Genomic DNA, 20,229 nt, shown 5'->3' with positions numbered 1-20,229 from the left:
AGTTCATTGTGTCCCACGACGGGCGCGGGCGGTGCGCGACAGACAGGACAGGGGCGAGAGACACAATGGTCGGGCGGCCGTGGAGTGAACCGTCTGGCGGCTGCGGAGTGACGTGTGGAGTGACGACGGGGCAGCGGTGGAAGCGAACGGTGGAAGTATGGGGGGGGGTGGCCGGCGCCCGCGTCTCGGCCGCAGAGTGGGAGCGAGCCATGAGCGACAGCGAACCGAGCGACACGAACGATGAGCGGCACGGCATGAGCGGCACGGCATGAGCGGCACGGCATGAGCGGCACGGCGGGTCTCCGCATCGACGACGAGGCCGTTCTCTGGTCGGCTTCCGAGCGCGACAGGCGGGGCAGGCCGCTGCTCGTGCTCCTGCACGGCTACGCCTCGCACGAGGGCGACCTCTTCGGCCTCGCCCCCTACCTCCCGCTCGCGCCCGTCATCGCCTCGGTACGCGCGCCGATCCGCGAGAACGGCGGCTACGCGTGGTTCTCCCGGCTCGACAACACCCCCGGCGACCCGGAGGCCCGGAACGTGGATGCCGCTGCCGCCGCCGTGCTCGCCTGGCTCGGCCGGGTGGCGCCCGCGGCATCCGTCGGCCTGCTCGGTTTCTCGCAGGGCGGGGTCATGGCGCTGCAGCTGCTCAGGCTCGCGCCGGAGCGTTTCGACTACGCCGTGCAGCTGAGCGGCTTCGTGGCCGACGGCGCCCACGACGGCGACGCGCTGCTCGCCGACCGCGGCGTTCCCGTGTTCTGGGGGCGCGGCACGGAGGACGCCGTCATCCCGCGCGCCTCCGTCGAGCGCACCGACGCCTGGCTGCCCGGCCACTCGACCCTGCGCCAGGGCATCTACGAGGGCGTGGGCCACTCGATCTCGGGCGAGGAGCTCAGCGAGATCCGTGCCTTCATCGGCGAGCAGCTCGCACCGTGACCCGCGCTCGCCCTCCCTTTCTCCCTCTTCTCACTCAAAACGACGGACATTTCTCTGAAATCTGAGCGGTACTAGCCGAAAGCGGCACTTTCGGGCGGTTTCTCCGTCGTTGTGAGTGAGAGCGCGACGCCCTCCCCTCGTATCCCGGCCGAATGTCGGCGGGGTCGGGGATGATGGGGTGATGAGCGATGTGCTCGAGCGGTTCTCGCCCGCGACCCGTGAGTGGTTCGGCGGGGCGTTCCGCGCGCCCACCGAGGTGCAGCTCGGTGCGTGGGATGCGATCTCCCGCGGCTCGCACGCGCTCGTGATCGCCCCGACGGGCTCGGGCAAGACCCTCGCGGCCTTCCTCTGGGCGATCGACAGGCTCGCCGCGGCCGACGCGGCCGCGGGAGCGGCAGGCAGCGCAGGAGCAGCGGGCAGCGCAGGCGACGCACCGCGCAGCACCCGCGTGCTCTACATCTCCCCGCTCAAGGCACTCGGCGTCGACGTCGAGCGCAACCTCCGCTCGCCCCTCGTGGGCATCACGCAGACGGCCAAGCGCCTGGGGGTCGACGCTCCGCACCTGAGCGTCGGGGTTCGCTCCGGCGACACGAGCTCGGCCGAGCGACGCGCCATGCTCACGAGGCCGCCCGACATCCTCATCACGACGCCCGAGTCGCTCTTCCTCATGCTCACCTCGCAGGCGCGCGAGACGCTCGCGGGCGTCGACACGGTCATCGTCGACGAGGTGCACGCGGTCGCGGCGACCAAGCGCGGCGCCCATCTCGCCGTCTCGCTCGAGCGTCTCGACGCGCTCCTGTCGCGGCCGGCTCAGCGCATCGGGCTCTCGGCGACCGTGCGCCCGCCCGAGGAGATCGCACGCTTCCTGGCCGGCCGCTCGCCCGTCACGATCGTCGCGCCGCCGTCGAGCAAGCGCTTCGATCTGACGGTCGTCGTGCCGGTCGACGACATGAGCGAGCTCGGCGCCGCACCGCCGCTCGAGGGCTCGGCCGCGGCATCCGCCCCCCAGAGCGGGTCGATCTGGCCGCACGTCGAAGAGGCGATCGTCGACAGGGTGCTCGAGCACCGCTCCTCGATCGTCTTCGCGAACTCGCGTCGCCTGGCCGAGCGCCTCACCGCCCGGTTCAACGAGATCTACGCGGAGCGGCTCGAGGAGGCGCACGAGCCCGAGCCGGTCGCGGCCGGCGCGATCGCCGGCTCGGCTCCCGTCCAACGCCGCGCCCCCGCGGAGCTCATGGGCGGCTCCGGCCAGAGCGCGGGCGCAGACCCCGTGCTCGCCCGAGCCCACCACGGCTCGGTGAGCAAGGAGCAGCGCGCGCTCATCGAAGACGACCTCAAGTCGGGTCGCCTGCGCTGCGTCGTCGCCACGAGCAGCCTCGAGCTCGGCATCGACATGGGCGCCGTCGACCTCGTCGTGCAGGTGGAGTCTCCGCCCTCGGTCGCGAGCGGGCTGCAGCGCGTGGGCCGAGCGGGGCACCAGGTCGGCGAGGTGTCGCGCGGCGTCGTCTTCCCCAAGCACCGGGCCGACCTCATCCATTCGGCCGTGACGGCCGAGCGGATGGTCGCCGGGCTCATCGAGGCGATCGCCGTGCCCGCGAACCCGCTCGACATCCTCGCCCAGCAGACCGTCGCGGCCGCCGCGCTCGAGTCGATCGACGTCGAGGAGTGGTTCGACACCGTGCGCCGCAGCGCGCCGTTCGCGAGCCTGCCGCGCTCGGCCTACGAGGCGACGCTCGACCTGCTCGCCGGCCGCTACCCCTCCGACGAGTTCGCCGAGCTGCGCCCCCGCATCGTCTGGGATCGCGACGCCGGAACCCTCACCGGCCGGCCCGGCGCGCAGCGGCTCGCCGTCACGAGCGGCGGCACGATCCCCGATCGCGGGCTCTTCGGGGTCTTCATGGTGGGCGAGAAGGCGACGCGCGTCGGCGAGCTCGACGAGGAGATGGTCTACGAGTCGCGCGTCGGCGACGTCTTCGCGCTCGGCGCCACGAGCTGGCGCATCCAGGAGATCACCCACGACCGGGTGCTCGTCTCCCCCGCCTACGGCGTGCCGGGGCGCCTGCCGTTCTGGAAGGGCGACGGCCTCGGCCGGCCGGCCGAGCTCGGCCGCGCGATCGGGGCCTACGTGCGCGAGCTCGATGCAGCCACACAGGCGGATGCCGCGGCCCGCGTGCAGGCCGGCGGGCTCGACGAGCGCGCCACCCGCAACCTGCTCTCCTTTATCGCAGAGCAGCGGCAGGCCACCGGGCACGTGCCGACCGACAAGACCCTCGTCGTGGAGCGCTTCCGCGACGAGCTCGGCGACTGGCGGCTCGTTATGCATTCCCCGTACGGCATGCACGTGCACGCGCCCTGGGCCCTCGCCGTGGGCGCGCGGGTGCGGGAGCGCTTCGGGCTCGACGGCGCGTGCATGGCGAGCGACGACGGCGTCATCGTGCGCATCCCCGACACCGAGGCCGAGCCGCCCGGAGCCGAGCTCTTCGTCTTCGAGCCGGGCGAGCTCGACGAGATCGTGACCGAGGAGGTCGGCGGCTCAGCGCTCTTCGCCGCCCGGTTCCGCGAGTGCGCGGCGCGGGCGCTCCTGCTGCCCCGCTACAATCCCGGCAAGCGCTCGCCGCTCTGGCAGCAGCGGCAGCGGGCCTCGCAGCTGCTCGACGTCGCCCGCAAGTACCCGAGCTTCCCCATCATCCTCGAGACCGTGCGCGAGTGCCTGCACGACGTCTACGACCTGCCGGCGCTCGGCGAGATCGCGACGCGGATCGCGAGCCGCGACATCCGCATCGTCGAGACGACCACGCAGGAGGCCTCGCCGTTCGCGCGCAGCCTGCTCTTCGGCTACGTCGCGGCGTTTATGTACGAGGGCGACAGCCCGCTCGCCGAGCGCCGGGCCGCGGCCCTCTCGCTCGACTCGAGCCTGCTCGCCGAGCTGCTCGGCCGCGCGGAGCTGCGCGAGCTGCTCGACCCCGGCGTCCTCGCCCAGACCGAGGCCGAGCTGCAGCGGCTCGCTCCCTCGCGCCGCGTGCACGGAATGGAGGGCGTCGCCGATCTGCTGCGCATCCTCGGCCCGCTCACGACGCCGGAGGTCGCGGAGCGGCTCGACGAGGAGCGGCTCGACGGCGAGCGGGGCCAGGCCGCAGGCGCGCTGCTCGACGAGCTCGTCGCCGCCAAGCGCGCGCTGCGGGTGAGCTTCGCCGGGCGCGAGTGGTGGGTCGCGATCGAAGACGCGAGCCGGCTGCGCGACGCCCTGGGGGTGCCACTGCCCTTCGGGGTTCCCGACGCCTTCATCGAGCCCGTCGCCGACCCGCTCGGCGACCTCGTGAGCCGCTACGCCCGAACCCACGGGCCCTTCACGGCTGCGGATGTCGCGGAGCGCTTCGGCCTCGGAGCAGCCGTGTCGCACGACGCCCTGCGCCGCCTCGCCGGCGACCGCCGCGTGGTCGAGGGCGAGTTCCGGCCGTCCGCACACGGCACCGAGTGGTGCGACGCCGAGGTGCTCCGCCGGCTTCGCAGCCGTTCGCTCGCCGCGCTGCGGCACGAGGTCGAGCCCGTCGACACGCTCACCTTCGGGCGCTTCCTGCCGGCCTGGCAGAACGTCGGCGGCTCGCTGCGCGGGGTCGACGGCGTCGCCTCGGTCGTCGAGCAGCTCGCCGGGGTCCCCATCCCCGCATCGGCCTGGGAGAGCCTCGTGCTGCCCGCGCGCATCGCCGACTACTCGCCCGCGATGCTCGACGAGCTCACGGCGAGCGGCGAGGTGATCTGGGCGGGCTCCGGCACGATCCCCGGCAACGACGGCTGGCTCAGTCTGCACCTCGCCGAGACGGCCTCCCTCACCCTGCCGACCGTCGCGCCCGGTGAGAGGACGGCGCTCGAGACCGAGGTGCTCACCTCGCTCGCGGGAGGCGGCGCCTTCTTCTTCCGGCAGCTCTCCGACTCGGTCGGCAGCACCGACGACGCCGCACTCGTGACGGCGCTCTGGGATCTCGTCTGGGCCGGCCTCGTGACGAACGACACGCTCAGCCCCGTGCGCGCGCTCGTCGGCGGCGGGGGTTCCGCCCACCGCCAGCCGCGCGCCGTGCCGCGCACCCGCCTGCATCGGGGGCGCCTGCCGAGAACCCCGCTGCCCTCGCGCGGCGGGCCCCCGATCGCGGCCGGCCGCTGGTCGATCTTGCCCCTCGCCGAGGCGCAGACGACCGTGCGCGCGTACGCGACGGCCGAGACCCTGCTCGAGCGATACGGCGTCGTCACCCGCGGCTCGGTTCTGGCCGAAGGCCTGCCGGGCGGCTTCGCGCTCGCCTACAAGGTGCTGAGCGCGCTCGAGGAGAGCGGCCGCTGCCGCCGCGGCTATTTCATCGAGACGCTCGGCGCCGCGCAGTTCTCCACGGGAGGGACCGTCGACCGGCTCCGGTCGTTCGTGCGCAGCGACGACAGGCCCTCCCGCGACCCGCACGCGATCGCCCTGGCCGCGACCGACCCGGCGAACCCGTACGGCGCGGCACTGCCGTGGCCGGCCGTCGAGGGCCACCGCCCCGGGCGCAAGGCGGGCTCCATCGTCGTGCTGGTCGACGGCGCGCTGGCCCTGTACGTGGAGCGCGGGGGCAAGACGATCCTCGACTTCACGGGTGCGGGCTCCGGTTCGGGCGCGGGCACGGGTTCCGGCGCGGGCTCGGGCTCCGGCGCGGGTTCCGCGAGCACGACAGCGGGCGGCGGGGCAGCGAGCGACGGCGCGGATGTCACGGCCGCGGCGTCCGCTCTCGCGCGGATCGTGCGCGCCGGCCGCCTCGACCGGCTCACGGTCGAGAAGGTCAACGGCGAGTTCGTGCTCGGAACCCCGCTCGCGGCGGCGCTGCAGGACGCCGGTTTCACGGCCGTGCCCCGGGGCCTGCGACTGCATGCCTGAGGGCGACACCGTCTACCGCGCGGCGCGCACCCTCGACGAGGCGCTCGCCGGGCAGACGCTCATCGTGTGCGATCTGCGGATGCCCGCCGTCGCGGCGATCGACCTGAGCGGCGAGGTCGTGCACGAGGTCGTGAGCCGCGGCAAGCACCTGCTCATGCACATCGGGGCATATACGGTTCACAGCCACCTCGCGATGGAGGGCTCATGGCACGTCTACGCCCGCGGCTCACGGTGGCGGCGACCCGCCTGGCAGGCGCGGGCCGTGCTCGAGACCGCCGAACGGGTGGCCGTCGGTTTCGACCTGGCGGCGCTCGACGTCGTGCCGACGGCCGGTGAGAGCTCGGTCGTCGGCCACCTCGGGCCCGACCTGCTGGGAGCGCGATGGGATGCGGCAGAAGCCGTCCGCCGCCTGGAGGCCCGGCCGGAGGTGCCCTTCGCGGTCGCGATGCTCGACCAGCGCAACCTCGCCGGGCTCGGCAACGTGTACGCCAACGAGCTGGGGTTCCTGCGCGGCATCCTGCCGACTCGGCCGCTCGGCGAGGTTCCGGATGTCGCGGCCTGCGTCGATCTCGCCCACCGGCTCATCACGGCCAACCGAGACCGTGCCGCCCGCACGACGACGGGCGACACCCGGCCCGGCCGCCGCACCTGGGTCTACGGGAGGGAGGGCCGCCCGTGCCTGCGCTGCGGCACCCCCATCGAGCGCTCCGCTTTGGGCGCCACCGCCCTCACCGAGCGCGACACCTTCTTCTGCCCCCGCTGCCAGGCTTGACGCCGTCGCTGGCCATCGCGAGTCGCGCCATATCGTCGCAGACGATGAGGATCAGCGACGGTTTGGCGCGACTCGCGAGCGCGCGGAACGGGTCAGCCGGCGATCTTCTCGCCGGCGGGGGAGATGGCCCACCACACGCCGCCGAAGGCCTGCCCGTTGACGTCGCCCGCGGCGCTGTCGCTCGCGAAGGTGTAGATCGGCCAGCCGTTGATCGTGATCTGCTTGCCGCCGTCGACGCCCGTGATGGTGCCGACGGTGCCCGTGACGCCCGTGACGGTCGGGGTGTCCGAGCTCGTCTCGATGGCGGGCCAGGCCGCCGCGCAGTCGCCCGTGCAGGCGCTGGAGGTGGCGTTCTGGGTGTCTTTGTCGAAGACGTAGGCGGTCATGCCCTGCCCGTCGACGACGATCTCGCCGAGCGAGCTGCTGGCGACGGCGAGGTCGTCGCCGCTCGCGGCGGGGGCCTGCGTCGCGTCGGAGGGCGTGGAGGAGGTGTCGCCGTAGGCGCCCGATCCGGAGGAGGATCCGGAGGAGCTGCTCGACGAGGAGGTGTCGTCGGCCGTGCCGCTGTCGGTCTGGGCGGAGCATCCGGCGAGGGCGAGGATGGCGATCGCCGATCCCGCCACGGTGAGCATGAGCTTGGTCTTCACGAGAAATCTTCCTTCATGATTGAGTGCATCGGCCGCCCCTTCCGTGCATCGAAACGAGGAGAGTCGAGCAGAAGCAGCGGCGGAGCGAGCGGAATCGCCCGCTACCTGAACCACGAGATCGCCCCTCCGTTCGTTCACGCTCCCAGCAGAAATTCAGGAATCGCGATCCGATGAACTTTTCCGGGGGCGGCCTCGTCGTCATGGGTAGAGCCGTCCTGAACGAGAACGAGGGTGACATGAAGAAGAGCACGAAGATCGCACTGTGGGTGACCGGGGGCGTTGTGGTCGTGGTGGCCGCAGCGCTCGTCGTCGGCCCCTACGTCTATGCGGGCTACGTGCAGAGCAACGAGGCGGCGCCGCCGACGCTCAGCGCCACGAGCGGCACGAGCTCGGTCGACGTCGACGACCTCTCGGGAGCCTGGGCGATCGGCTCCGGCTCCTTCGCCGGCTACCGGGTCGACGAGGTGCTCTACGACCAGCACGTGACCGTGACCGGGCGCACCGATCAGGTCACGGGCGACCTCACGGTCGACGGTCTGACCCTCACGGCCGCGACGATCACGGTGGATGTCGCGAGCATCTCGACCCCGGAGCCCGCGCGCGACGCGTACTTCAGGGATTCCGCCCTCGAGGTCTCGAGATTCCCCACCGCGACCTTCACCCTCACCGCCCCCGTGACCGCGGAACGGCCCGCTCCCGGTGAGCCGCAGAGCTTCACCGCCGAGGGCGACCTGACGATGCACGGCGTGACCCAGCACGTCTCCGTCGATCTGCAGGCCGCGCTGACCGCTGACGGAGGCCAGGTCACGGGAAGCATCCCGGTGACGTTCGACGACTACGGGGTGCAGGCGCCGAGCCTCGGATTCGTTACCGTTGAGAACAGCGGCTCGGTCGAGTTCCTCCTGAATCTCACGCAGCAGTGAAGCCCGCAGCAGCGGACCCCATGCCGCGTCGTGTCGCCCCGTTAGGAGGTGCCCGTGCCCAGTGACCAGGCCGAGCTGCTGCGCGCCCTCCACGACGCCCACGGCGCCGCCCTCTTCCGCTACGTCGTGCGCCTCTCCGGTGACCACGCCTTCGCTCAGGACGTGGTGCAGGAGGCCCTGCTGCGCGCTTGGAAACACCCCGCGATCCTCGAGCAGAGCGACGAGGCGGCGCGGGCCTGGCTGTTCACGGTCGCCCGCAACCTCGTGATCGACGACCGGCGCAGCGCCCGGCACGCCCACGAGTTCGGCACCGACCGGATGCCCGAGCAGTCCGGCGACGACGAGACGGAGGCGGCGCTCGACGCCTGGCTGCTCTCCGACGCTCTCAGCTCGCTGTCGGCCGAGCACCGCACGGCCGTCGTCAGCGCCTACTATCTGGGTCATTCCGTGGCCGAGATCGCACGCCGTGAAGGCGTACCCGAGGGGACAGTGAAGTCCCGCCTGCACTACGCGCTCCGTGCGCTCCGACTCGCCCTCCAGGAAAGGGGTGTCACACAATGACCGACGACAGGATGACCGACGACCGAGACCCGTTCCGCGACTGGGATGCCGCCTACGTGCTCGGGGCGCTGAGCCCCGACGACCGCCGCGCCTTCGAGCGCCACCTCGCCACCTGCCCGGCGTGCTCCGCCGCCGTCGCCGAGCTCGCCGGCATGCCCGGCCTCCTCGGCACCCTCAGCGAGCGGGAGGCCCTCGCGATCCTCGCCGAGCCGAGCGAGCACGACGAGCACGACGAACACGACGGGCAGCTCCGCGACGAGCACCTTCGCGACGGGCAGCACGAGCCCGGCCTCGTGCAGCGGCTCGCGGCATCCGCCACCCGCAGTCGTCGCCGGCTGCGCCGCCGGCTCATCGCCGCCGCGTCCGCCGCCGCCGCGGTGCTGCTGCTCGGCGGGATCGTCGTCGGCACGAGCCTCGGAACCTCCCGGGTGGAGGTCGCCGACCCTCCCGCCACGAGCGGCACGAGCGATGTCGCGCCCGTGGTCGCCATGACCCCGGTGAAGCCCGGGATCATGACGGCCGAGCTCCAGCTCACCTCGAAGGCGTGGGGAACCCGCCTCGACTGGAGCTGCGAGTACCTCAAGACCTGGGATGACGAGGGCGGCGACAGGCCGGCGCCCAGCTACGACATGGTCGTCACGGATGCCGCGGGCACCCAGACGACCGTCGCGAGCTGGTCGGCGGCGGGGTCGGAGGCCACCGGGCTCACGGCCTCGTCGAGTGTGCCCACCGGCGACATCCGGAGCGTGGAGATCCGTCTCGGCGGCTCGGAGACCCCGCTCGTACGTACCGAGCTGTAGCCGCCGGCAGCCGCCTCAGCCGGTGAGCCCGCCGATGAGGTTGATGAGCGTCGCGAGGATCACCGAGCCGAAGAGGTACGAGAGCAGCCCGTGCCGCAGCGCCGTCGCGCGCACCACGTGGTTGCCGAGGTCGGTGTCGGAGACCTGGAAGGTCATGCCGAGCGTGAACGAGAGGTAGGCGAAGTCGGTGTAGCGCGGCTTCTCCTTCTGGTTGAAGTCGATCCCCGTGCCGTCGTGCGCGTAGTACAGCCGCGCGTAGCGGAGGGTGAAGAGGGTGTGGATGAGGAACCACGACAGCGCCACGCTCAGAACGGCCGTGATCGCGACGCCGACCTCGTCGGTCTGGGAGGTGTTGGCCCGCACGAGCACGAAGATCACGACGACCACGCTCACGAGCGCGGCGAGCACGAGCAGCAGGTCGCTGATGCGGTGGTCGGGATCCTCACGGGTCGCATGGCTTCTCGTGCGCTCGGCGTCCATCCCGCCGATCGACAGCCAGACCCACGCGATGAAGACCAGGCATGCCGCGGCCCAGCCGGAGATGATCGCGTAGTCCCACAGGCCGACGATCGCGAGACCGGCGCCGACGACGATCCCCACGACGGCCATGGTCACGAGCCGCGCGATCGACTCCCGGGTGGTCTCGCGATTGTTGGTGTCGTCCATCCCCTGATCGTCGCACGGGCGACCGCGATGACCGGGGATGATGTCGGCGCGTACCCCGGAAGCGGGACATGCTCGCAGTTGACAGAAGCGATAGCATTAAACCGGCCCGCGTGTATGCTATCCGGCTGCACAAGCACTCCCCCTACACGTGCTGGGGTCCCGAACCCACAGAATTCCGGAGTCTCCATGTCACGATCCCCCCTGCCCGCACGCTCCGGCTCGAGAGGAGGGCGACTCCGTGCCGCTTCCGCCCTCGTCGCCGGCGCCACACTGCTGAGCGCCGGTCTCGCCGTCGCCGCCCCCGCGAACGCCGCCGACACGAGCTTCGTGCCCGACTCGGCGATCAGCTCGACCCGTGCGACGACGCACGGCTGGTACGCCGAGGAGAACTCCGGCGGACAGGTGGGCGTCTCGCCCGCCTTCGACGGCAGCGCCGCCCTCGAGATGTCGATCCCCTCACCCGCGGCGAGCACCCGCGCACTGTTCACCTATGGCCCCTCGGAGCGGCCGAGCAGCCTCGCCGACATCGTCTCCGGCGCGAGCTACGTCTACTCGGGCCTCAACGTCAACTTCCAGCTCGAGTTCTTCTTCCGTCCGGTGAACCCGGCCTACGGCCCCACCGCGGGCGTGGCCGACAAGTGCACGGCGGCGAGCGACGACGGCGTGCCGATCGCCGACTGGTGCTACGGCGTCATCAAATACGAGCCCGGCGCGACCTCGGTCGACACCTGGACGACGGTGACCCTCGGCGACAAGGACACCGGATGGAAGGGCGTCACCCAGCCCGGCTGGTGGCCGACCAACCGCATCGGCGCGATCCCCAAGAACGCCTTCGACACGACGTTCACGTCGATGCTCGCCGAGATCGCCGAGGTCAAGGTCATCGGAGTCGGCGTCGCGGCCGGCTCGGGCTCGTCCGACCCGCAATCCGCCTGGGTGCGCAGCGTCTCCTACGGCGGTGCGAGCTACCGCTTCGGTGACGCCCCCGTACCCGCCGCCGAGCCGGTCGAGCCGCCCGCGGCATCCACCGATGCGCTCGAGGACTTCATCGCCGACGCCGGCATCGACGTCGCCGCCACGACCGAGACGTTCTCGGTGGGCGACGCCGCGCCGGGCGAGGATGTCGAGCTCGACCCGACCGCGCCCCTGGACGCCTCGCTGCCCTGGGCTCCCGTCGGCGACGACTTCGTCGACCTCTACGCCTACTCCGAGCCGCTCTTCCTCGGGACCTTCCCCGTCGTCGACGGCGCCGTCGTCGTGACCGGGCTCGACGTGAGCGCGCTCGAGGCCGGCGGACACCACCTGGTCTTCATCGGCCAGACCACGCAGGAGGTCTCGGTCGTGCGGATCGCCGTGCAGGAGGCCCCCGCGCCCTCCGACGACCCCGGCGACGAGCCGAGCGACGGCCCCGGAACCCCGAGCGACGAGCCCTCGTCGAGCTCCACGCCGGCGCCCTCGTCGTCGACGGGCACCGCGGGCGGCGGCTCCGCGGGCGGAACCTCGAACGGCGCTCTCGCGTCGACGGGTGTCGACCCGCTGCCCCTCGGCGTGCTCGCGCTCATCGCGCTCGCCATCGGCGCCGGAGTGATGCTGAACGTGCGCACCGCACGTCGGCAGCAGCGCTCCTAGCGCTCCCAGCTCGGCAGCTGCACGGGAGACGGGTGTCCGGCCGAGGAGGCCGGGCACCCGTCTGCCGTTGCTGTGAGCTCTCGTCAGTATCCGCATCCCACATGCAGGAGTTCCCCCGGTCATCCGGTGTTCCCGGCGGGTGGATCACCGCGCCGACCGGGGGAACTCCTGCATGTGGGAAAGGGAAGGGGCGGCGGGGAGGTCGAGGGGCAGGAAGCTCTCCCAGGCGAGGCGCCGCTGCATGCGCGGATCGGTCTCGACCCGGTCGAGCTCGTCGATGATGAGGGTCGCCCGCTCGGCGCCCGTGTAGCCCGGCCAGCCCGCATCCGGCGCACCGCTTCGCGCGAACCGCAGCCAGTGCTGCCGCATCCGCTCGCCCGCCTGGCTGAACGGCTCCCGGCCGCCGAGCACGCCCATCGCGCGCACGATGGGCTCGTCGGTGCGATCGGAGAGGGCGAACATCTCGATGCCGTGGGTCGCGTCGAGGCCCACGATGTGCATCAGGCGCGGCGCGATGTCGAAGCGATAGGCGTGCACGGGCGCGAACCGGGCGTGGAACTCGGCCACCTTGACGCTCGGGTACCAGAACGCGTAGTCGCCGCCGAAGTCGGCCGCCGCGTGCCGTGCGGGCAGGCCCGGGTAAGCGTCGCGCATCGGCGCACGCGACGGCGCCGGCGCCCGCTGGAAGAGGGCGCGGATGCGGCCGGACGACCGCGGGATGATGTCGATGCGCCCGCGGAAGATCGAGCCCTCGCGGTCGTTCGTGCCGATGATGAGCGGCACCCGGTGGGCACGGCCCGCGCGGAAGGCGTCCATCGGCCGCTCGGGCAGCAGCACGCCGTCGACGACGGGGGCGAGGCAGAAGGTTCCGGGGTAGGAGTCGGGGGTGCGTGCCTGCAGGGCGAGCGAGGCGGTGACCAGTTGCGCGGCGTCGGCGCTCGTGATGGCGGATGCCGCGGCATCCGCGGTGTGGGAGGCGCCCGGCCGCAGGATCTCGACGAACTCCTCGGCCCAGCGTGCCGCGAGCTCGGGCGAGTAGACCGCGTCGGCCGGTGAGCTCTGCGCGATCGCGCGGGAGAACAGCCCGCGGGCCGAGGGCATCGCCATGAGGGTCGTGACGGCGTTGCCGCCCGCGGACTCGCCGAAGACCGTCACGCTGTGCGGGTCGCCCCCGAAGGCCCGGATGTTGCGACGCACCCAGCGCAGGGCGGCGAGCTGATCGCGCAGCCCGAGGTTGCTCTCGATCGGGCGATCGGCTGTCGAGTACCGCGTGAAGTCGAGGTAGCCGAGGGCGCCGAGCCGGTAGTTGAAGCTCACATAGACGACCTCGCCGCTGCGGGCGAAGCCCTCGCCCTGCCCGGAGAAGTCCTGCGACGAGCCGTTGCTGTAGCCGCCGCCGTGGATGAAGACCATGACCGGCAGCCCGCGGTGCGGCCGGCGGTGCCGGGCCCCCCGCTCGCAGCCGTGCTCCGCCGCCGTGAGCACGTTGACCGTCAGGCAGTCCTCGCCGGAGGCCGCGCCGGGGCCCACCCGCCGCAGCTGGCCCCGGTACGTCTGCGTCGCGATCGTGCCGAAGTGCGCGCCGTCGCGGATGCCCGTCCAGGCCTCGACGGCGCGGGGCGAGCGGAACCGCAGCGGCCCGATCGGCGGCGCGGCGTACGGGATGCCCCGCCAGGCGCGCACGGCGCCCTCGCGCACCCCGCGCACGACACCGCCGCTCACCCGTACGTCCAGCTCGGCCGGTGATGCCGTGCGCCCGCTCATGTCTCTCCGGTCACGACCGCTTCGATGCCGGCGGGATGCGTCGGGCGAGGCGTTCCTGCACCACTCAGCTAAGCGCGTTTGCGGCCGGCGCGCTACTCGACGAGCTTGCCCGCGACCGAGACCTCCCGGATGAGGGCCGCGATCTCAGCGGGGATCTCGGGGATCGCCTCCCGGCTGACCGTTCCGCCGCGGGTCGAGACGTCCACGCCGGCCGGGGCGTCGGAGCCGGACGACCAGACGAGGTTGACCTGCAGGGCGGGATCGAGCTCGGGGTAGTCGCTGCGGTTGTGGGCCCCGCGGGTCTCGCGGCGCTCGAGCGCGGCCTGAAGGGTCGCCCGGGCGGCGAGGGCGGCCGACCTCAGGTCGAAGGCGTGGGCGAGATCCTGGTAGCCCGCGACGTCCGGGTGCACGCCGATGTCTGCCATCCGGGCCTCGATCGCGTCGAGCTCGGCGAGGCCGGCGAGCAGGCCCTCCTCGTCGCGCACGACGCCCGCGTGCTCGGTCATGGTGTCGCGGATGGCGCGTTGCAGGGCTCGCACGTTCTCCTCGCCGTCGGCTGCGAGCAGGGCGTCGATCTCGGCACGGGCCCGGGCGACGGCCTCCGGCGAGCGCCGCTGCGCGTCGAGGCCGGCCGAGTACGCGGCGGCGGCCTGCCCCACGATACGGCCGAACACGAGCAGCTCGATGAGGGAGTTGCCGCCCAGACGGTTGGCGCCGTGCAGGCCGCTCGACGCCTCGCCGATCGCGTAGAGGCCGTCGACGTCGGTGCCGTGGTCGTCGGACCGCACCCAGACCCCGCCCATCGAATAGTGCGCGGTCGGCGCGATCTCGATGGGATCCTTCGTGATGTCGAGCATCTGCAGCTCGAGCATGGTCTGGTAGACGCGGGGCAGCCGGGTCATGATCGTCTCGCGGGGCAGGTGCGAGACATCCAGCCACACTCCTCCGTTGGGCGTTCCGCGGCCCTCCTTGATCTCGGTGTAGCAGGCGAGGGCGACCCGGTCGCGGGTCGAGAGCTCCATACGCTCGGGGTCGTACTTCGCCATAAACCGCTCGCCGAGGGCGTTGCGCAGGATGCCGCCCTCCCCGCGTGCCGCCTCCGAGATGAGCGTGCCCGCCGCGTTCTCCGGCTCGATGATGCCGCTCGGGTGGAACTGCACGAGCTCCGGGTCGCGCAGCCGCGCGCCGGCCTCGACGGCGAGGCGGAACGAGTCGCCCGTGTTCTCGTCGCGCCGCGACGAGGTGCGGCGCCAGATGCGGTTGTGCCCGCCCGCGGCGAGGATGACGGCGTCCGCGTGGATGAGGTACCGCGTGCCGTCATCGAGGTCGAAGCCGTACGCCCCGAACACGACGTTGTCGCGCACGAGGATCCGCGTGATGTAGACGCTGTCGAGGATCGGGATGTCGAGCTGCGCGGCCCGGTTGATGAGCGTGCGCTGGATCTCGAGGCCCGTGTAGTCGCCCGCGAAGGCCGTGCGGCGGTACGTGTGGGCGCCGAAGAAGCGCTGGGATATGCGGCCGTCGTCTTCGCGGGCGAACGGCATGCCGTAGCGCTCGAGGTCGGCGATGCCGCGGGCCGCGCCCTCCGTCACGATCTGCACGGTGTGCGGGTTGGCGAGGAGGTAGCTCTCCTTGAGGGTGTCGGCGGCGTGCTGCTGCCAGCTGTCCTCGGCGTCCATCGTCGCGAGCGCGGCGTTGATGCCGCCCGCGGCGAGGGAGGTGTGCGCGTCTGATTTGGGGCGTTTGCCGACGGCCAGCACGTCGACTCCGGCTTCGGCCAGCTCGATGGAGGCGCGGAGGCCGGAGCCCCCGGTTCCGATGACCAGCACGGAGGTGGACAGGCGGCGTTCGATGGTGCTCATGAGCTCTTTCCGGTTGGGGGGGGCGGGGTACGGGGTCGTGGGGTCTCGGGAGGGTCGTGGCTGCTAGAGGGTCGTGGCCGGATAGCGGGCCGCGAGGTAGTCGTCGAAGGTCCCCTGCCCGTAGGCGGGCCCCGAGCCGGACACGAGGTTGCCGCCGGCCGCGAAGGCGGCGAAGGTCGCGCCCGGCAGTCTGAGCGGCCAGACGGCCTTGTGGGAGCCGACGGCCCGCTTCCAGATCTGCGCGAGCTCACGGGCGGTGAAGACCTGCGGGCCGCCGATGTCGGGCACCCGGCCGGCGGCATCCGTGCCGACGAGCTCGACGAGGCGTGCGGCGACGTCGTCGACGGCGATCGGCTGCACCGAGAGGCGGGGCGCGAAGGTCACCGGCAGATACCGCTGGGCGGTGAAGATCATGTCGACGAACTGGTGGAACTGGGTCGCCCGCAGGATCACGTGGTCGAGGCCGGACTCCGTCACGAGCTTCTCGATCGCGAGCTTGCCGCGGTAGTAGCCGAGCGGGATCTTCTCGATGCCGACGATCGAGATGACCACGAACCGCGGCGACCCCTCCGCGCGGGCGATCTCGAGCAGCCGGGCCGTCGCGGGCACGTCGCTCTCGTCGTTGCCGGAGGCGAGATGCACGATCGTGTCGACTCCTCGCACCGCCTCGGGGATGCCGGCGCCCGTCACGAGGTCGCCTGTCACGAGCCCCGCCCCGGTGCGCCTGCTGAGCGCCCGCACCTCGTGCCCGGCCTCGCGCAGAAGAGCGGCCGTGGGCGTGCCGAGGTCGCCGGTCGCGCCCGTCACCAGAACTGTTGCCATCGTCGTGTCCTTTCGTCCACTAGCTCAGACCGGGCGGACGCCTGCGATGTGACAGTCACGCTGAGACAATGCTGCTCCCGCACGCTGAACGCCCGCCGAGCGTGAGATTCTTGGTTGTAGTCCGTCAACTATCGGGCTCACCCACCACAACAGCTCACCCACCACGACAGAGAGCACGACTACAGACATGAACGACGCCGCGGCGCAGGCCCTCGACACCGACCGGATCATCGACATCACCACGACCGGGCGGCAGTCCGGCGAGCCACGCCGGATCGAGATCTGGTTCCACCGGCTCGACGGCGCCCTCTACATCACCGGAACACCGGGCCGGCCGCGCAGCTGGTACGCGAACCTGGTCGCGAACCCCTCGTTCACCTTCCACCTCAAGCAGTCCGCCACGGCCGACCTCGCCGCCATCGCCCGGCCCGTCACCGACCCGGCCGAGCGCACCACGGTCTTCGAGGGCATCCTCGCCCCGCTCGCCGACCTCACCAGCACACCGGGCAACGAGGTCGAGGCGTGGATCGCCGACAGCCCCCTCGTCGAGGTGACGCTCTCTCAGGCCGAATAGCCCGAACAGCGCGAACAGCCCGAACGGCCCGCCTCTAGCTCGAGCCGCCCGAGCACAGCGGGTCTCCGGCGCGCTCCTCGAGGAGCCGGGCCGCGAGCAGCTCCCCGTCGACGGCGCCGAAACGCAGCAGCGCCTCGCGATGGGTGCGGGTCACGAGCTCCGACAGCTCGAACGGCATCCCCCGCTCGGCGGCGAGGGAGGAGACGATGTCGAGCTCCTCGACCACCCGGTCGAGGCCGAAGTCGGCGAGGTAGTCACCGCGCAGCACGGCGCCGAAATGCTGCTCGACCACGGTGCCCGTGCCCGGGCCGGCGGCGAGCAGCGCCAGCAGCCGGTCAGGATCGACGCCCAACGACCGCCCGAGCAGCATCGCCTCGGAGACGGCCACGACCTGGCCGAACCACAGCAGGTTCGACAGCAGCTTCACGAGGTGGGCGTCTCCGGCGCGCGAGCCGGCGACCGTGATCCCGTCATCATCGGCGCCGCGGTCGTTGCCCGCCGCGAGGGGCGCGAGCACCTCCCGCGCCCGGCGAACGCCCTCCTCGTCCCCGCCCAGCAGGAATCGCAGGCGGCGGGAGCCGGCGCCCTCCGGCCCGCCGGCCATCGGGGCCGCCACGAAGAGCAGGCCCCGAGCGGCGGCGGCCGGGGCGACGGCATCGGCGACGCGCGGGTCGTTGCTCGTCAGGTCGATCCAGAGCGAGCCGGGGGCGAGGGTCTCGAGCACCTCGTCCGCCGCCGCCTCGAACTCGGGCGCTCCGGGCAGCACGGTGATCAGCGTCTCGGCCCCCGCGACGACGGCGCGTGCCGAGGGGGCGGCCGACACACCGGATGACTCGAGCGCCCCCGCCCGGCTCGGCACCGGGTCGTACGCCGTCACGGTCTGCCGCTCCGCGAGCGCCACGGCGAGCGGCGCTCCCATCCGGCCGACGCCGAGGAATCCGATCTTCATCTGCCCACGCTACGGCACCTTCCGTGCCGATCGGCCGGCGGCGCTGTCACGTTCGGCCGCGGCATCCGGTCGTAGCTGACGACCGGAACCACCCGGCCCGCCGGCGTCTCGCGCCGCACTCGACGAAAGAAGACACCCCGTGACCCTCAGCATCCGCATCGGCCTCGCGCTCCTGTTCATCACCGAGTTCACGGTGGGCTTCTGGAACCTGGCGTTCCCGCAGAGCTTCTACGACGACTTCCCCACCGTCGACCTGACCCCGCCGTTCAGCGAGCACTACGCGAGGGACTTCGGGGGCGCGACCCTCGGCATCGCCCTGCTGCTCGGCTTCGCGCTCATCGTTCCGCGGGCGGTCTTCGTCATCCCCGCCGCGGTCGCCTACTCGATGTTCTCGATCCCGCACTTCTTCTTCCACCTCGCCCACCTCGAGCACGCGACGGCCGGCGAGGCCGTGCTGCTCACGAGCGGCAACGCGGTCGTCGCACTGCTCGGCCTCGGCGTGATCCTGCTGACCGTGCTCAGAGACAGGCGCGACCGTCGACGCCGGGAGCTCGCGACCGCATCGGGTGCGGCCTCCTACTGAGGCTCGGGGCGGCTCGGCTCGGCTCCCGACAGCTGCGCCTCGGCGAACGCGAGCTTCTGCGGGTTGGCCACGATGTCGATCGTCACGATGAGACCGTCGCGGATCTCGACGAACAGGATGCCGCCGAGCTCGTCGCCGAGCATCGCCACGACCGCCTCCTCGCCGTTGACCTCCTCGAACCGCGCCGCCATGTTCGGGGCGAACCGCTCGACGACACCCGCGAGGAAGCGCGCCACCCGATCGCGCCCCACGACGGGTTTGCGCGCCGCACTGACGACTCCGCCGCCGTCGGAGCGCGTGACGACGTCGTCGGCGAGCAGGGACTCGAGCGCGGCGATGTCGCCGTCGCGGGCGGCGGCCAGGAAGGCGCCGACGAGCTCGCGCCACCGGCCCGGGTCGACGCGTTGCTCCCGCTCCGAGCCGATGTGCTGCCGGGCGCGCGCACCCAGCTGCCGGGCGTTCGCCTCGCTCGTGCCGATGAGCTCGGCGATCTCGCGGTAGCCGTAGTCGAAGGCCTCGTGCAGCACGTAGGCGGCCCGCTCCTGCGGGGTCAGCCGTTCGAGCAGCTGCAGCAGGGCGAACGAGACCGTGTCGCGCTGGGCCGCGTCGTCGAGCGGGCCGAGCGGCAGCTCCTCCGCCGTGCCGCGAGTGACCACCGGCTCGGGCAGCCACGGCCCCACGTACACCTCGCGCCGGGCGTGCGCGGAGTCCAGCACGTTGAGGCACAGGTTCGTGACCGTGCGCGCGAGATAGGCGGCCGGGTCGAGCACCGTCGACCGGTCGACGCCCTGCCAGCGCAGCCAGGCATCCTGCAGCACGTCGTCGGCGTCGGTGGCCGAGCCGAGCATGCGGTAGGCGATCCCGAACATCCGGGGGCGTTGCGCCTGGAACTCGTGGAGCCTCGCGGCCCCCTCCTCGCTCGTGGTGGTCGTCACCGTTCCATTCTCACGCCGCGAGCGGCGTTCTGTGACGCACCGCCCAGCTCGGCGCGTTTGAGCAGCAGCTTCCACGGCATCAGAGCCGACTCGAGCTGCACGCCCAGGCTCATCTTCGAGGCGCCCTCGGTGCGCTCCTCGAAACGGATCGGAACCTCGACGATGCGCATGCCCCGCCGCACCGTGCGGTAGTTCATCTCGACCTGGAAGGCGTAGCCGTTGCTCTGGATCGAGAGCACGTCGATCTCCGTGAGCGTCGCCGCGTGCCAGGCCTTGAAGCCGGCCGTCGCGTCTTTCACCCGCAGGCGGAGGATGGCGTTGACGTAGAAGTTGGCGCCCGCCGAGAGGGCTTTGCGGTGCCAGGCCCAGTCGTCGGCGACCGAGCCGCCCGCGACGTAGCGCGAGCCGAGCACGACGGCGGCGTCGGTCGTCGTGAGGGTGTGGATGAAGGCGGGGATGACGTCGGCCGGATGCGAGAGGTCGGCGTCCATCTGCACGACGATGTCGGCGCCGTCGGCGAGGGCGCGGGAGATGCCCGCGACGTAGGCGCGCCCGAGGCCGTCCTTCTCGAGGCGGTGCAGCACCGAGATGGGGATGGCGGAGTCGTTCACGAGCTGGTCCGCGACGTCACCGGTGCCGTCGGGGGAGTTGTCGTCGACCACGAGCAGATGCAGTGCCGGCATCCGCAATGCCTCGAGGGCCTGTACGAGTTTGGGCAGATTGTCTCGCTCGTTGTACGTCGGTACGACGACGACGACCTTCGGTGAGGGGTTGGTCACGGTTCTGGGCTTTCTGCTCTGCTGACGCCTGCGGCCGACGCCGTGCGACGTGACGAAGCTTACTGCCGCCAGATTAAGCGCACATGTCAGCGCGCACATGAGCGCGCCTGCGAGAGCGGCAGCCAGGACCCTG

Annotated in this window: 17 protein-coding genes; 9 read left to right on the top strand and 8 right to left on the bottom strand. The window is 72.1% G+C overall.

Translation table 11 applies throughout. The features are described 5' to 3' along the window. Positions 1–282 precede the first annotated feature (282 nt). From CLV54_RS03500 to CLV54_RS03490, 3 genes are all read left to right on the top strand, one after another. Complete coding sequence (locus CLV54_RS03500; protein ID WP_100343530.1) at positions 283–933, top strand: alpha/beta hydrolase; 651 nt, start codon at positions 283–285, stop codon at positions 931–933. Between the two features lie 181 nt (positions 934–1,114). Continuing rightward, positions 1,115–5,830: an ATP-dependent helicase gene (locus tag CLV54_RS03495; RefSeq protein ID WP_100343529.1), complete on the top strand. Its 4,716-nt coding sequence runs from the start codon at positions 1,115–1,117 to the stop codon at positions 5,828–5,830. Continuing rightward, the gene (locus CLV54_RS03490) at positions 5,823–6,602 is read left to right on the top strand and encodes a DNA-formamidopyrimidine glycosylase family protein (protein ID WP_100343528.1); all 780 of its coding nucleotides are present in this window, start codon (positions 5,823–5,825) and stop codon (positions 6,600–6,602) included. The genes CLV54_RS03495 and CLV54_RS03490 overlap by 8 nt, the downstream gene beginning before the upstream one ends. Positions 6,603–6,694: 92 nt before the next feature. Here CLV54_RS03490 and CLV54_RS03485 read toward each other — a convergent pair whose 3' ends face one another. After that, positions 6,695–7,249, bottom strand: a complete 555-nt coding sequence (locus CLV54_RS03485) for a COG4315 family predicted lipoprotein (protein WP_245861280.1) — start codon at positions 7,247–7,249, stop codon at positions 6,695–6,697. Between the two features lie 236 nt (positions 7,250–7,485). On the opposite strand from CLV54_RS03485, the gene CLV54_RS03480 reads away from it, so the two are divergent. Genes CLV54_RS03480 through CLV54_RS03470 form a run of 3 tightly spaced genes read left to right on the top strand, consistent with a single transcriptional unit; the run spans position 7,486 to position 9,533 of the window. After that, positions 7,486–8,172, top strand: coding sequence for a YceI family protein (locus tag CLV54_RS03480; protein WP_100343654.1), 687 nt, complete (start codon positions 7,486–7,488; stop codon positions 8,170–8,172). A 54-nt stretch (positions 8,173–8,226) separates the two neighbouring features. Further along, positions 8,227–8,733, top strand: coding sequence for a sigma-70 family RNA polymerase sigma factor (locus CLV54_RS03475; protein ID WP_100343527.1), 507 nt, complete (start codon positions 8,227–8,229; stop codon positions 8,731–8,733). Further along, positions 8,730–9,533, top strand: a complete 804-nt coding sequence (locus CLV54_RS03470) for an anti-sigma factor family protein (RefSeq protein ID WP_211294426.1) — start codon at positions 8,730–8,732, stop codon at positions 9,531–9,533. Before CLV54_RS03475 ends, CLV54_RS03470 begins: the two co-directional genes overlap by 4 nt. Positions 9,534–9,548: 15 nt before the next feature. Here the strand turns inward: CLV54_RS03470 and CLV54_RS03465 are convergent, their stop codons facing one another. Next, positions 9,549–10,199: a DUF1345 domain-containing protein gene (locus tag CLV54_RS03465; RefSeq protein ID WP_100343526.1), complete on the bottom strand. Its 651-nt coding sequence runs from the start codon at positions 10,197–10,199 to the stop codon at positions 9,549–9,551. Between the two features lie 186 nt (positions 10,200–10,385). Between CLV54_RS03465 and CLV54_RS03460 the strand changes: the two genes are divergently transcribed. Further along, the gene (locus tag CLV54_RS03460; RefSeq protein ID WP_100343525.1) at positions 10,386–11,828 is read left to right on the top strand and encodes a hypothetical protein; all 1,443 of its coding nucleotides are present in this window, start codon (positions 10,386–10,388) and stop codon (positions 11,826–11,828) included. A 144-nt stretch (positions 11,829–11,972) separates the two neighbouring features. On the opposite strand, the gene CLV54_RS03455 is transcribed toward CLV54_RS03460, so the two are convergent. From CLV54_RS03455 to CLV54_RS03445, 3 genes are all read right to left on the bottom strand, one after another. Then, entirely contained in the window at positions 11,973–13,592 is a 1,620-nt protein-coding gene (locus tag CLV54_RS03455; protein ID WP_100343524.1) for a carboxylesterase/lipase family protein, read from the bottom strand. Between the two features lie 92 nt (positions 13,593–13,684). Next, positions 13,685–15,454 carry an L-aspartate oxidase gene (locus CLV54_RS03450; protein WP_100343523.1) on the bottom strand — a complete coding sequence of 590 codons (1,770 nt, stop codon included), beginning with the start codon at positions 15,452–15,454 and terminating at the stop codon, positions 13,685–13,687. Positions 15,455–15,517: 63 nt separating this feature from the next. Then, positions 15,518–16,276 carry an SDR family oxidoreductase gene (locus CLV54_RS03445; RefSeq protein WP_100343522.1) on the bottom strand — a complete coding sequence of 253 codons (759 nt, stop codon included), beginning with the start codon at positions 16,274–16,276 and terminating at the stop codon, positions 15,518–15,520. A 187-nt stretch (positions 16,277–16,463) separates the two neighbouring features. On the opposite strand from CLV54_RS03445, the gene CLV54_RS03440 reads away from it, so the two are divergent. Continuing rightward, positions 16,464–16,850 carry a nitroreductase/quinone reductase family protein gene (locus CLV54_RS03440; protein ID WP_100343521.1) on the top strand — a complete coding sequence of 129 codons (387 nt, stop codon included), beginning with the start codon at positions 16,464–16,466 and terminating at the stop codon, positions 16,848–16,850. A 34-nt stretch (positions 16,851–16,884) separates the two neighbouring features. Here CLV54_RS03440 and CLV54_RS03435 read toward each other — a convergent pair whose 3' ends face one another. Next, the gene (locus CLV54_RS03435) at positions 16,885–17,799 is read right to left on the bottom strand and encodes an NAD(P)-dependent oxidoreductase (protein WP_100343520.1); all 915 of its coding nucleotides are present in this window, start codon (positions 17,797–17,799) and stop codon (positions 16,885–16,887) included. 139 nt (positions 17,800–17,938) lie between these two features. Here CLV54_RS03435 and CLV54_RS03430 point away from each other — a divergent pair, with 139 nt between their 5' ends. After that, entirely contained in the window at positions 17,939–18,382 is a 444-nt protein-coding gene (locus CLV54_RS03430; protein WP_100343519.1) for a hypothetical protein, read from the top strand. On the opposite strand, the gene CLV54_RS03425 is transcribed toward CLV54_RS03430, so the two are convergent. After that, positions 18,376–19,317, bottom strand: a complete 942-nt coding sequence (locus tag CLV54_RS03425) for an RNA polymerase sigma-70 factor (RefSeq protein ID WP_211294425.1) — start codon at positions 19,315–19,317, stop codon at positions 18,376–18,378. The two genes, CLV54_RS03430 and CLV54_RS03425, sit on opposite strands and share 7 nt — an antisense overlap. After that, entirely contained in the window at positions 19,314–20,096 is a 783-nt protein-coding gene (locus tag CLV54_RS03420; RefSeq protein WP_100343518.1) for a polyprenol monophosphomannose synthase, read from the bottom strand. The genes CLV54_RS03425 and CLV54_RS03420 overlap by 4 nt, the downstream gene beginning before the upstream one ends. Positions 20,097–20,229 lie beyond the last annotated feature (133 nt).

The sequence above is a fragment of the Compostimonas suwonensis genome, assembly GCF_002797855.1.
GTDB classification, from domain to species: domain Bacteria; phylum Actinomycetota; class Actinomycetes; order Actinomycetales; family Microbacteriaceae; genus Compostimonas; species Compostimonas suwonensis.
This window is presented reverse-complemented; position numbering and strand designations above follow the sequence as displayed.